A 12,647-nucleotide genomic window follows, 5' to 3' on the forward strand; every position below is an offset into this window, starting at 1 on the left:
GGGCTCAGGCCGGGGCTCAGGCCGGGGCGACCACGTACCAGTGTGCCGGGAGGTCGATCCGCGTCCCGTCCGCCCGGTACTCGGTCTGCGGCAGGGTGGTGGGCCCGTGGGCCAGCACCGTAAGCCCCGCCTCGCGCAGCAGCTCCGGCACCTCGGCGGTGCGCGCGTCGGCGGGGCGCAGGTCGTGGTCGAACACCCGGCGGAGCTTGGGCGGCGGGCCGCCGGGGCTCTGCGCGGCCTCCCGCAGGACGGTCTTGGACTCCTCGGTCAGCTCGGCCACGAACGCCCGGCCGCGCCGCCCCAGCAGGGTGGCCACCGCCTCGGCGACCGGCAGCCGGTCGGACGGGTCGCTCTGGTGGATGACGGCGCGCATATAGACGTTGACGTCGCCCAGCCGCTCATGGAGTTCCCGTACGCGCGCGGTGTCGGTCAGGCTGAGTTGTTCAAACTCCGCCACCTTCTCCGTATCGGCGCGCCGCGCGTGGTCGATGGCCGCGTGGGACAGGTCCACGCCGATGGCGCGGGGGAAGCGGGTGGCCAGATAGCGGGTCTGGGTGCCGTTGCCGCAGCCGAGGTCGGCGATCGGCAGTGTGGCGTCGGCGTGCGGGGCCAGCAGTGCGAGGTGCGGGATCGCGGACAGCGACGGATCGGCGTCCCAGATGGCCTCCCCCGGCGCGTCCGAGGTGTTCTGCCAGTAGCTCTCCCACGCCTGCCTGTAGCGCTCCGATACGCTCATCCACCGCTCCCCGGAGTAGACGCCTCCTCTTGCCCGTACGCTCCAGGTGACTACCGCCACTCCCCGGGCCCGGACAAGGGCCCGGCGCTTTCCTTCACGCGATATTCGCGCCCGCGCGCGCCGCGCGCCCCGGGTGCTACGGGCGCCCCGGGTGCTACGGGCGCCCCGGGCTCCCCGGACGGGGAAGGCTCTGTTCGAACCAGACGGTCTTGCCGTCCGCCGACCGGCTGCTGCCCCACTCCCGCGCCAGGGCGCCGACCACCCGCAGCCCGCGCCCCGTCTCGTCGTCGCGGCCCGCGCTCAGCAGCGTCGGCAGTTCGTGGTCATCGTCGGAGACCTCCCACAGCAGCGCGTCCGTACGCACCAGACGCAGCACGACATGGTGGGTGTGGGCATGCCGTATCGCATTGGTCACCACCTCGCTGACCAGCAGCTCCGCGGTCTCCACGGCCTCCGGCAGGCCCCATTGGAGCAGCCGCTCGCGCACCAGCCGCCGCGCCCGGCCCACTTCGCCCGGCTCCAGCGCGAGCCGCCACTGCGCCACGTCCGCCGTCGGGATGCCGTTCAGCCGGGCCATCAGCAGCGCCACGTCGTCCTTGCGGCCGCCCCGGGTGTTGAGGGCGCGGATGATGGTGTCGCATGCCTCGTCCATCGACGCCGCCGGATGCGCGGCGGATTCGCACAGCGCCGCGAGCCCGGCGCCTATGTCCTGGCCGCGCACCTCGACCAGGCCGTCGGTGCACAGCACCAGGCGGTCGCCGGGCGCCACCCGTACCAGGGCCGTCTCGAAGGGCACCCCGCCGACCCCGATGGGCGCTCCGGTGGGCAGGTCGAGCAGTTCGCTGCGGCCGTCCTGGGCGCGCACCAGCACGGGCGGGATATGGCCCGCGTTGGAGATCAGCAGTTCGGAGCGGATGGGGTCGTAGACGGCGTAGAGGCAGGTGGCGAGGTAGTGCTCGCCGAGCCGCTGGGCCAGGTCGTCGAGGCTGCGCAGCAGTTGGGCGGGCGGCAGGTCGAGGGCGGCCATGGTCTGTACGGCGGTGCGTAACTGACCCATCATCGCCGCCGCGTTCAGGCCGTGTCCCATCACGTCGCCGACGACGAGCGCGGTGCGCGAGCCGGACAGCTTGACGCAGTCGAACCAGTCGCCGCCGACCCGGCCCAGCCGGGTGCCCGGCAGATAGCGGGTGGCCGTGTCGCATCCGGCCATACGGGGGGTGACCTGGGGGAGCATGCTGTCCTGGAGCGTCTCGGCGACGTTCTCCTGGTAGGTGTACATCCGGGAGTTGTCGAGCACCAGGCCCGCGCGGGCGGCAAGTTCGGCGCCCGTCGTACGGTCCATGTCGTGGAACCGCTCCCGCCCCGCGCGGCGCATCAGCACCATGAAGCCCAGCACCACATCGCGCGCCTTGAGCGGCACGATCAGCAGCGACCGCCCGTTGATCAGCGGCCGCAGGTCCCGCTTCTCGAACTCCCCGGAGATCCGGTCGCCCAGCGCGTCGTCGATGTACGGGATCAGCACGGGCTCGCCGGTGACCATGCACTGGAAGAACGGCGTGTGTTCGGGGAAGGCGATGGCCTCCCCGACCGGCACGGTGTCGTCCCAGCGGCCCGGTTCGTCGTTGTGCTCGACCCACACCCGGTGCCAGATGGTGGTGACGTCGGGCGGGCCGTCGGGGAACCCCTCGCCGGCCAGCACCTGGGCGCGCAGATGGGTGCCGGCGAAGTCCGCGAAGCGGGGCACGGCGGCGCTGGTGACCTCGCGGATGGTGCGGGCGAGGTCGAGGGAGCTGCCGATGCGCCCGCTGACCTCGTTGAGGAATTCCAGCCGCTCGCGGACGGCGGCGTACTCCAGGTCGAGGTCTTCGGCCGCGTCGTACGGGGCTTCGGATGCGTACGAGTCTTCGGATGCGTACGGCACACCGGGGGCGTGCGACGCTTCCCGCGCGCCCCCACCCTGGCCCGCGCCCCCGCCCCCGCCTCCGGCGGACGCCGCGCGCCGGGCCGCCTCCTGCCGCGCCTGGCGCTCGCGGTAGCGGGGCATGCCCCAGTCCGGGGTCACCGGCACCCGCTCGTGCCTGCTGATCTCCAGCGCCGGATAGCCGAGTTCAAGGATCTGGGCGACGATCCGGCCCGCCCTGGCCGGGCCCATGTTGGGCAGGATGTCCGGCAGCCGCCCGGCGAGCCGGTCCGCGCCGGGGAACTCGGTGTGCCGGGCGAAGCCGGGCGCGAACCGCTCCCCCTCGCCGCCGACGGCCGCGCGCTCCGCCTCGGCCAGGCCGGAGGCGTCGGCCGCGAGCACGAGCAGCCGCTCCGGCCCCGGCCCGACCAGCGGATAGGCCCACCACAGAACTTCGACCGAATCGTTGTCCCGGCCATCGGCCATCCGGGCCCGCCCGGCGGTGGGGTAGGGCGCCGCCCCGCCCAGCGAGGCGTCCAGGTCCGGCCCGCGCTCCCCGCCCTCCCAGTCGGCCCCGCCCAGCGCGCCCGAGACCGGCATCAGATCGACGGCCCGGCAGCCCACGGCCTCCTCACGGCTCCGCCCGAAGAGCCTGTGCGCACCGGAACTCAAGTGCGTCACCAGCCCGTCGACATCGATGACCACCACCGCGAGCGGCATCCTCCCGGGCCCGCCACCCCGCTGCACCGGCACCCTGGGCACCCCGCCCGCCTCGTCGTCGCCGCGCGACGTGCCATGGTCCATAGCGGGAAGACTCCTTAGCCAGGCAAGATCTGCGCCACCGCTACCCACGGTACGGCCGCCGCGGGGCGCCGTGCTCCGCAATACCCGAATAGGGGGATGTCTCAGCCGCTGTCTCAGCCGCGGATGGTCACGCCGTGGCGGGTGCGCAGTCGGCGCAGCTCCCACAGGGAGACCCCGGTCACCGTCAGCGGGCCGCCGAACAGGGCACAGAACTGGGCCCACAGCGGCCCGCCCGGCATACCGCCCCCGGTCGCGTTCAGGACGGCGATGATCCACACCATCACCACGGTGATCACGGCCGGCAGCGCGGCGTGCACATAGGCGGTGTTGAAGGCGGAGCGGGCGACGTAGGCCGAGGCCATGAAGAAGAACGGCAGCCCCCACAGCACGAACACGAGCGCCGGGACCGCGGCCACGAACAGCCACACCCCGTGCAGCCCTTCCAGCACGTCGGGGTTGGCCGAGACCAACCACAGCGTGGCGGCGAGGACGGCCACGGTCAGGACGTACCAGCCGACGGTCTTGGCCGGGACGCTGAGCCGGGAGCGCAGCAACCGCCGCCGCTCCGCGGGCGCGTAGCGGATGAAGAGGGCGATGACCACCGGTCCGGCGATGAGGAGCAGGACCGGGGTCACGATGAGTTGGCCGGCGCTCTGGCTGGCCTGGTCCTTCAGGTCGCCTTCCGATCCGTACGTGTAGTAGAGGGCGCACGTCGCGAGGAGGCCGAGCACCGTGCGGGTGATCTGGACGCGGTCGACCACGGGGTCGTGGACGCGCCCACCGCCGTCCTGGTCGAACAGTTTCCGGGCGGGCCGGTGCGCCAGGCGGAGCAGGGGGACGAGGAAGGAGAGGAAGGGCACCCGCCGGTACCAGCGCCGACCTGTGGGCGCGGGCCGGTAGGGCCCGGGGGGTGGCGGCGGGGGCCCGTACGGGTTCGGCGGCGGCGGTCCGTACGGATCCGGTGTCGGCGGAGGCCCGTACGGATCGGGTGCCGGGGGCTGCGGTCCCCAGCGGTTGCCTCCCTGCCCGGGGCCGTTCGGCGGACCCCATCCCCCCGTTGCCATCGCGACTCCTCCTCGCCCGCGCCTGCGACCACGCGTTTTTCGTCAGTGGCCGCGAATTCTAGGGCACGAAGACGAACCGCCCCCTACTCCGGAGCGCTCAATCCTCGTGGCCGAGTTGAAGGTCGCGTTCGGTACGGCCGCCGCCCGCGACCTGGAGGACCGTCGCGACGGGCGGGTAGCCCGCCGCGATCACCGTGTACTCGCCGGCCGAGAGGTCGACGAAGCGGAAGGCGCCGTCGGCCGTGGTGGTCGCCGTGTCGACGACGTTGCCGGCCGCGTCCAGCAGCGTGACGCGCGCGTCTTCGACGAGCCGTCCGCCGCCCGCCCGCACCACGCCGCGCAGCACCGCGCCGCCCGCGAGCTCGATGTCCTGCCGGGTCTCGCGGGCGGCCTGGACGGTGACCGGCAGCGCGGCGGGGCGGAAGGCGGGGGCGCTGGAGGCGAGGGTGTACTCGCCCGCCACCAACTCCGAGATCACATAGCCCCCGTCGAGCCCGCTGCGGGTGGTGGCGACGACCTCGCCCCGTACGTCGGTGAGGGTGACCGTGGCATCCCGCACGGGCGCGCCGTCCGCGGTGCGCACCGTCCCGGCGAGCCGCCCCGCGCCGCCGAGCACGACGTCGAGGTCGACCGGGCGGTCGCCGACGGTGACGCTGACCGCCCGCGGCTGATGGCCGCCGGCCGCGGCGATCAGGATGTAGGAGCCGGCGCCCGGGGTGCTCAGCGCGTACCGTCCGTCCTCCCCGGTGGCGCCGCGCCCGATCTGGCGTCCGGCGACGTCGATGAGGGTGAGCGCCGCCCGTGGGACGGTGGTGCCGTCGTGGTGCTGGACGGTGCCGCAGACCGGGATGCCCGCGGTGGTGGGCGTCGGGGCGGTGCGGGGCACGGTGCGCGCGGCCGGGACGACGGGTTCTTGCTGGACGGCAAAGTCGGTGTGGGACACCAGAGGTTTCTCCTTCAGCAGGAAGGCGAGCAGGAAGCCCAGAACGAGCACCGGCACGAGATAGAGGAAGATCCGCGGCATGGCGTCGGCGTACGCCGCGATATAGCCGTCGCGCAGCGGACCGGGCAGCGAGTGCACCAGTTGCGGGGTGACCGACTCGGGGTCGGGGATCCCGGCGCCGGACGCCCCTGGATCGCCGCTGCCCGTGGGGAGTTCGACCGCGAGCCGGTCGGCGAGGCGGTGGGCGAAGAGGGTGCCGAAGACGGCCGCGCCGACGCTGCCGCCCATCTGCCGGAAGTAGTTGTTGGCGCTGGTGGCGGAGCCGATGTCGGCGGGGCGTACGGAGTTCTGGACGGCGAGCACCAGCACCGGCATGACCAGCCCCATGCCGAGCCCCAGGATCCCCATCCACAGGCTGTAGTCCGGGCGGGAGGTGTCCTCGTCCATCCGGGAGAGCAGCCACATGCCGATGGCGGAGAGCACGCCGCCGACGATGGGGAAGATCCGGTACCGGCCGGTGGCGCTGATGAGCTGGCCCGAGGCGACGGAGGCCACGACCATGCCGCCCATCATGGGCAGCAGCAACAGCCCCGACTCGGTGGCGCTGGCGCCGTCGACCATCTGGAGAAAGGTGGGCAGATAGCTGGCGGCCCCGAAGAGCGCTACGCCGAGGACCATGCCGATGAGCCCGGTGACGCAGAAGACCGAGTCGCGGAACAGCCGCAGCGGGATGACGGGTTCGACCGCCACCGACTCGATGACGACGAAGAGGATCGCGCTGCCCAGCGCCCCGAGCGCGAGCCCGAGGATGACGCGGGACTTCCACGGGTATTCGGTGCCGCCCCAACTCGTCAGCAGCACCAGGCAGGTCGAGGACACGGCCAGGAGCAGCGCGCCCAGGTAGTCGAAGCGCGCCCGCCTGGTCGGCTTGGGCAGCTTGAGCGCCACGACCACGACGGCCAGCGTGACCAGGCCGAAGGGCACATTGACGTAGAAGCACCAGCGCCAGGACATGTGGTCGGTGAAGAAGCCGCCGAGCAGCGGACCCGCGACCGACGCGAGGCCGAACGCGGCGGCGATGAGCCCCATGTAGCGGCCGCGCTCGCGGGGCGGGACGATGTCCGCCATGATCGCCTGAATGCCGATCATCAGGCCCCCGGCGCCCACGCCCTGGACCGCCCGGAAGGCGATCAGCTCGTCCATCGTGCGCGACCAGCCCGCGAGCGCGGAGCCGGCCACGAAGACGGCGATGGAGAAGATGAAGACGCCCTTGCGCCCCATCAGGTCGCCGAGCTTGCCGTAGATCGGCAGCACGATGGTCGAGGCGAGGAGGTACGAGGTGATGGCCCAGGACATCTTGTCCAGGCCGTGCAGTTCGCCGACCACCTTCGGCAGGGCCGTGGCCACGATGGTCTGGTCGAGGGCCGCCAGCAGCAGCGTGAGCATCAGCCCGAAGAACACCATCCGGACCCGGGCCGGGCTGAGCCCGACCGGAGCGCCGCCACCGCCTGCCGGGCCGCCGCCCGCTGGGCCGCCGCCCGCTGGGCCGGGGTCTGGCGCCTCATCGGCCGTCTGGTGCGTCGGCTGCCGCACCGTTTCGTGCGCCTGCTGGACCTGTTGGGCCTTCTGCGCCTGCTGGGCTTGCTGAGCCTGCTGCGCCTGTTGGGCTTGTTGTGCCGCTTGTTGCGCCGTCCGGGCCCAGGCGGGTACGGGACCGGTGGCGCGCCCCGGCTCGCCCCCCTTGGCCAGGGGGGTCCAGGTGATCCCGCCCACGTCCTTCTCCCCTCGTCGCGCCTGCACCGCCGCCCATTTCTCGCATTACGCGACAACTGTGAGCAAGCGCGACGAATCGCCGCTGACCGGTGGGGAGAGGGACGTAAGAGGCTTTCGCCCCGGTCGGAGGGTGTGCGGCGGCTAACCGCGCCGCAGAGAAAACCACCCGATCCGGTGAGCCTTCGGTTACTTCTGCTTCGCGACCTCGGTGGCGAGGTTGGCGAGCAACGCATCATAGATCCGGGCCAGGCCCTTGGGCGCGAAGAGCCGCTCGAAGAAGCCGCCGATGCCTCCCGCACCCTGCCAGACCGAGGTGACGACCACCCGCGCCTGACCCTCGCCCGCCGGGGTCACGGTCCAGGTGGTGACCATCGAGGAGTTACGGTCCTTCTCGATGAGCTCCCCGTCGGTCGGCTCGGTCACCTCCAGCAGACAGTCGCGCACGCGCTTGCTGGTGGCCTGGAGCTTCCAGTGGACCAGCGTGCCCTCACCGTCGCCGCCCTCGCGTACCTCGTACTCGCTGAACTGCTCCGGCAGCAGCCGGCCGCGCACACCGCTGTAGTCGGCGAGCGCGTCGAACACGTCCTCGGGGCTGCCCGCGACGATCCGTTCGGTGGTGGCCTCGACTTGGCCCATTGCTCTCCTCCACTCGCTGACCGGCGCCCCGGCCTGAGGCGCCCTCGACTGCGGCAAGCCAACCATTTTTGCTGGGACTTTGCCTAATTGGAGGCCGCCACCGGTAGAGCGGCGGCGGCCGGATCAGCGCGCGGCGCGGACGCCGTCGAGGGCCACGCCGAGGACGCGGTCGCGCTGGGCGTCGTCGAGGAAGTTGGTCGCGGTGATCCCGGCGACCATCCGCAGCAGGTCGTCGAAGTCGATATCGGCGCGGACCCGGCCGGCCTGCCGCGCGCGGTCGAAGAGCGGGCCGCCCGCCCGGTACATCGACTCACGGCAGGCCTGGAAGATGTCCGACTCGTCGTCCATGGCCTCGCGGATCGCCCGCTTGGTGACGCTGTAGCCGACGAAGCGGCGCAGCCACGAGTCCAGCGCCTCCCAGGGCTCCAGCGCGGCGGCCTCCTCGGCCACCCGGCAGAGCGCGGCGACCTCGTCGGCGTAGACGCTCTCGAAGAGATGGCGGCGGGTCGGGAAGTTCCGGTAGAGCGTGGCGATGCCGACCCCGGCGCGGCGGGCGATGTCCTCCAGCGGCGCCTCCGCGCCGCTCTCGGCGAACACCTCGCGCGCGGCGGACAGCAGCGCGTCGTAGTTGCGCGCGGCATCCCGGCGGTACGGGCGCTGGGCCGCGACGATCTCGTCGACGGGGAGCTGCGGGACGGTCACGGGGGCCTCCGGGCGGAACGAGTCGAAACAGGGATCGAAGCGGGGATCGAAGCAATCGGTTTGAAAGTGGAGGTTGACCTCCGCTAGAGTGGAGGTACACCTCCACTTTATCAGTCGGGGCCGTGCACCGCCGGTCGCGCACCCTCGTGCGCCCACCGTTCCACAGTGCCCGCGCCCCAGGTCGGCCGCGCCCAGGCGCGTACCGCCCCGTCCCCTGTCCTGTACGGAGAGGTCACCATGCCCCGCAGCTCCACCCGCCTCACCTTCGCGGTCCTCGCGACAGGCGCCGGCGTGTTCTCCATGCTCCAGTCACTGATCGCCCCGGCCCTGCCGACCGTGCAGCACGCCCTGCACACCTCGCAGTCCACCGCGACCTGGGTGATGACCGCGTATCTGCTCTCCGCCTCCATCTTCACCCCGATCCTCGGCCGCGTCGGCGATCTGATCGGCAAGAAGCGCACCCTGGTCGCGGTCCTCGTCGCCCTCACGCTCGGCTGTCTGCTCGCCGCGCTCGCACCCACGATCGGCGTACTCATCGTCGCCCGGGTGATCCAGGGCATCGGCGGCGCGCTGTTCCCGCTCTCCTTCGGCATCATCCGCGACGAGTTCGCCGCCGAGGAGGTGAGCCCCAGCATCAGCAACCTCTCGGCGGTCATCGCCGCGGGCGGCGGCGTCGGGGTGGTCGCCGCCGGGCCCATCGTCTCCGCGCTCGACTATCGCTGGCTGTTCTGGCTGCCCGTCGGCATCGTCGCCGCCACCGCGCTGATCGCCCTGCGCTTCATCCCCGAATCCCCCACCCGCGCCTCCGGACGCGTCAACTGGCTCGGCGCCGCGCTGCTCTCGGGCTGGCTGATCGCGCTGCTGCTGCCGCTCAGCCAGGCCGCCGTCTGGGGCTGGGGGTCGGCCCGGGTGATCACGCTCTTCGTGGCCGCCGCGCTGCTGTTCGCCCTGTGGCTGCTGGCCGAGGCCCGCTCCGCCAACCCGCTGATCGACATGCGCGTGATGCGGCTGCCCGCCGTATGGACCACCAACGCCGCGGCGCTGCTGTTCGGCGCGGGCATGTACGCGATCTGGTCCTTCCTCCCCGCCTTCGCGCAGACCCCGTCCGCCGCGGGATACGGCTTCGGCGCCAGCGTCACCGGGGCCGGGCTGCTGATGCTCCCCATGCTGATCGCCATGTTCGGCGCGGGCGTGCTCAGCGGCCGCCTCGAGCCGCGGCTCGGCGCCAAGCGGCTGCTGGTGGCGGGCGCCGCGCTCGGCGCCGTCGCCTGCGGCTTCCTCACCCTGTGGCACGACCAGCAGTGGCAGGTCGCGTTCGTCGCCGGGATCTTCGGCCTCGGCATCGGCCTGGCCTTCGCCTCGATGGCCAACCTCATCGTGGGCAGCGTCCCGGCCGAGCAGACCGGCGCGGCGACCGGCATGAACGCCAACATCCGCACCATCGGCGGCTCCATCGGCGCCTCCATCACCAGCGTGCTGGTCACCAGCCGCCTCCAGCCCTCCGGCCTGCCGTACGAATCCGGCTACACCCACGGCTACGCCCTGCTCGCCGTGCTCTGCCTCGCCGCCACCCTCGCGGCCCTGCTCGTCCCGGCCCACCGCGCCCGCCTCACCGCCGGCTCGCTCCGGGCCGCCGGCACCCCGGCGAGCGCCGAGCCCCGGGCCACGGCGCCGAGCGCCCGCGGCTGACGGAACACGGGAGCGCGGGACACGCGACACGTACCTCCGGGGGCTGACCCATGAATGAAACATGTGTTCTAATTCTGGGTACGAGCGAGACCCCCGGAGGTGCACGCCATGCGCTGGGACAACCTGACCGACGGCGACGGGGCCGCCACGCCCGCCCTCTTCGCGGCGGACGCGGTGACCACCCGCACCTTCGACACCCCCGAGTTCCGCGGCATCACCTTCCACGAGATCCGCGCCCGCTCGATCGTCAACCGGGTGCCCGGCGCCTCACGGATGCCGTTCGAATGGACGGTGAACCCGTACCGCGGCTGCTCCCACGCCTGCGTGTACTGCTTCGCGCGCAAGACGCACAGCTATCTCGACCTCGACACCGGGCTCGGCTTCGACACCCAGATCGTGGTGAAGGTCAACGCCCCCGAACTGCTCCGCCGCGAGCTGGCCTCCGGCCGCTGGCGCGGCGAACACATCGCCATGGGCACCAACGTCGACTGCTACCAGCGGGCCGAAGGCCGCTACCGGCTGATGCCCGGCATCCTCACCGCCCTGACCGAACGCGCCAACCCCTTCTCCATCCTCACCAAAGGCACCCTGATCCTGCGCGACCTGGAGCTGCTGCGGCGCGCCTCCCGCGTCACCGACATCGGCGTCTCCGTCTCGGTCGGCTTCACCGACCCTGACCTGTGGCGCACCGTCGAGCCGGGCACGCCCTCGCCCCAGCGCAGGCTGGAGGCGGTACGTACGCTGACCGACCACGGCATCCCATGCGGTGTGCTGATGGCCCCGGTCATCCCCTTCCTCAGCGACTCCCCCGAGCAGCTGCGCGCGACCGTACGGGCCGTCGCCGCGGCCGGGGCCACCTCCGTGACCCCGCTCGTACTGCATCTGCGGCCCGGCGCCCGCGAGTGGTTCACGGCCTGGCTCACCCACCACCACCCGCGCCTGCTGCGCCGGTACGACGCGCTTTACGAGGGCGGGACGTACGCGCCCCGGTGGTATCAGCGGCGGATCACCGGGATGGTCCACGAGTTCGCCGACGAGTACGGCATCGGCCCGTACCGCGCGGGCGAGCACCGGGGCGTCCCGGACCGTCCGGATACGGATACGGGTGCGGGTGCGGGTGCGGACACGGGGACGGGTGCGGTCGCCGCCGAGGCGCCCGACCAGCTGACCCTGTTGTAAGGGGCCGGCAGACGCTCATTCCCTCGCGCTCAGGTTGCCCAGGGCGGCCGCCAGCCGGTCGCGGGCCTCGGTCTGGGCGGCGATACGCGCATCGAGGACGGCGAGCCGGTCCCGGGCGATGCCGAGCCCTTCGGGGCTGGGCCGCGCGCTCGTCATATCGCCGTCCAGGCACGGCAGGAAGCAGCGGACGTCGTCCAGGGTGAGGCCGACGGAGAGCAGATGGCGGATGTTGCGGACGCGGACGGCGGTGCGCTCGTCGTAGTCGCGGTAGCCGTTGTGCTCGCGTGAGGACGTGATCAGCCCCGCCTGCTCGTAGTGGCGCAGCGCGCGCGGCGTCGCGCCCGTGGCCTTCGCCAGTTCCCCGATCCGCACCGGTCCCACCTCCGGTGCCGTTTCTATCAGCTGTCGCTCAGCCGCCCCTCAGCCGATCACCGCCCCGCCGTCCACCGGCAGCACGATCCCCGTCACAAACGACGCCCCGGGCGAGGCCAGTTGCGCGATCGCCCACGCCACTTCCTCCGGCCGCCCGATCCGCCCCAGCGGGGTGTGGGCCAGCTGCCAGGCCCGTACCCGCTCGCGCTGCTCGGGCGTCAGCCCCTGATGCTCCCCGATCGGGGTCTCGATCGCCCCGGGCGCGACCGCCACCACCCGCACCCCGCGCGGCGCCAGCTCCACCGCCCAACTGCGGGTCAGCGTTTCGAGGGCGGTCTTCGTCGCCGCGTAGAAGGAGTTGCCCGGCCAGGCCCGCTGACCGACGGAGGTGCTGACGTTCACCACCACGCCGCCGCTCTCCTCCAGCGGGCCGAGGGCCGCGCGCGTCAGCAGGACGGGCGCGAGGAGGTTGGTCGCCAGGAGTGGGGTGGCCAGCTCGGGGGTGATGTCGCCCAGCGGCGCGGCGCGTACGACCCCGGCGTTGTTGACCAGCACGTCCAGCCGGCCGTACGACTCGGTCACGCGCCGCACGATGTCCTCCGCGGCGCCCTCGGCGGTGATGTCGGCCGGAAGCGGCTGAATCCGCGGGCGGCCCGCCGCCGTCTCCTCCAGCGGCCCGGGCCGCCGCCCGACCACCACCACCCGCGCCCCCTGCCCGGCGAGGGCACGGGCGGTGGCCCGCCCGATCCCGGTGCCCGCGCCGGTGACGAGGGCGACCCTGTCGCCGGTGTCGCTGTTGCCGGTGTCGCTGTTGCCGGTGTCGCTGTTGTGGTTCATGGCGAGGATCGT

At 72.7% G+C, this 12,647-nt stretch carries 10 protein-coding genes; 2 read left to right on the forward strand and 8 right to left on the reverse strand.

Features of this window, described 5'->3' with window-relative positions:
* Window positions 1-16: 16 nt before the first annotated feature.
* From ACFV2X_RS21475 to ACFV2X_RS21500, 6 genes are all read right to left on the reverse strand, one after another.
* Window positions 17-736, reverse strand: coding sequence for a class I SAM-dependent methyltransferase (locus tag ACFV2X_RS21475; RefSeq protein WP_385618685.1), 720 nt, complete (start codon window positions 734-736; stop codon window positions 17-19).
* Between the two features lie 154 nt (window positions 737-890).
* Complete coding sequence (locus tag ACFV2X_RS21480; protein ID WP_385618688.1) at window positions 891-3,440, reverse strand: SpoIIE family protein phosphatase; 2,550 nt, start codon at window positions 3,438-3,440, stop codon at window positions 891-893.
* 113 nt (window positions 3,441-3,553) lie between these two features.
* The gene (locus ACFV2X_RS21485) at window positions 3,554-4,504 is read right to left on the reverse strand and encodes a hypothetical protein (protein ID WP_385618690.1); all 951 of its coding nucleotides are present in this window, start codon (window positions 4,502-4,504) and stop codon (window positions 3,554-3,556) included.
* Between the two features lie 97 nt (window positions 4,505-4,601).
* Window positions 4,602-7,040 (reverse strand): MFS transporter, encoded by a 2,439-nt coding sequence (locus tag ACFV2X_RS21490; RefSeq protein ID WP_385618841.1) that lies wholly within the window; start codon window positions 7,038-7,040, stop codon window positions 4,602-4,604.
* Window positions 7,041-7,406: 366 nt separating this feature from the next.
* Window positions 7,407-7,856 (reverse strand): SRPBCC family protein, encoded by a 450-nt coding sequence (locus ACFV2X_RS21495; protein WP_385618694.1) that lies wholly within the window; start codon window positions 7,854-7,856, stop codon window positions 7,407-7,409.
* Between the two features lie 123 nt (window positions 7,857-7,979).
* On the reverse strand, window positions 7,980-8,558 hold the full coding sequence (locus tag ACFV2X_RS21500; protein ID WP_385618696.1) for a TetR/AcrR family transcriptional regulator: 579 nt from the start codon (window positions 8,556-8,558) through the stop codon (window positions 7,980-7,982).
* A gap of 237 nt (window positions 8,559-8,795) precedes the next feature.
* Here ACFV2X_RS21500 and ACFV2X_RS21505 point away from each other — a divergent pair, with 237 nt between their 5' ends.
* Together ACFV2X_RS21505 and ACFV2X_RS21510 are read left to right on the forward strand one after the other, a co-directional pair.
* Window positions 8,796-10,247, forward strand: a complete 1,452-nt coding sequence (locus ACFV2X_RS21505; RefSeq protein WP_385618843.1) for an MFS transporter — start codon at window positions 8,796-8,798, stop codon at window positions 10,245-10,247.
* 108 nt (window positions 10,248-10,355) lie between these two features.
* Entirely contained in the window at window positions 10,356-11,426 is a 1,071-nt protein-coding gene (locus ACFV2X_RS21510) for an Rv2578c family radical SAM protein (RefSeq protein ID WP_385618698.1), read from the forward strand.
* A 15-nt stretch (window positions 11,427-11,441) separates the two neighbouring features.
* On the opposite strand, the gene ACFV2X_RS21515 is transcribed toward ACFV2X_RS21510, so the two are convergent.
* Entirely contained in the window at window positions 11,442-11,798 is a 357-nt protein-coding gene (locus tag ACFV2X_RS21515; protein ID WP_385618701.1) for a MerR family transcriptional regulator, read from the reverse strand.
* A gap of 48 nt (window positions 11,799-11,846) precedes the next feature.
* Window positions 11,847-12,635: an SDR family NAD(P)-dependent oxidoreductase gene (locus ACFV2X_RS21520; RefSeq protein ID WP_385618703.1), complete on the reverse strand. Its 789-nt coding sequence runs from the start codon at window positions 12,633-12,635 to the stop codon at window positions 11,847-11,849.
* Window positions 12,636-12,647 lie beyond the last annotated feature (12 nt).

It is taken from the genome of Streptomyces sp. NPDC059679 (assembly GCF_042734105.1).
GTDB lineage: Bacteria > Actinomycetota > Actinomycetes > Streptomycetales > Streptomycetaceae > Streptomyces.

Excerpts from the sequence above, each read along its gene's own strand:
- ACFV2X_RS21475 (WP_385618685.1), bottom strand. The coding sequence starts at position 736 with ATGAGCGTATCGGAGCGCTACAGGCAGGCGTGGGAGAGCTACTGGCAG.
- ACFV2X_RS21480 (WP_385618688.1), bottom strand. The coding sequence starts at position 3,440 with ATGGACCATGGCACGTCGCGCGGCGACGACGAGGCGGGCGGGGTGCCC.
- ACFV2X_RS21485 (WP_385618690.1), bottom strand. The coding sequence starts at position 4,504 with ATGGCAACGGGGGGATGGGGTCCGCCGAACGGCCCCGGGCAGGGAGGC.
- ACFV2X_RS21495 (WP_385618694.1), bottom strand. The coding sequence starts at position 7,856 with ATGGGCCAAGTCGAGGCCACCACCGAACGGATCGTCGCGGGCAGCCCC.
- ACFV2X_RS21505 (WP_385618843.1), top strand. The coding sequence starts at position 8,796 with ATGCCCCGCAGCTCCACCCGCCTCACCTTCGCGGTCCTCGCGACAGGC.
- ACFV2X_RS21510 (WP_385618698.1), top strand. The coding sequence starts at position 10,356 with ATGCGCTGGGACAACCTGACCGACGGCGACGGGGCCGCCACGCCCGCC.
- ACFV2X_RS21520 (WP_385618703.1), bottom strand. The coding sequence starts at position 12,635 with ATGAACCACAACAGCGACACCGGCAACAGCGACACCGGCAACAGCGAC.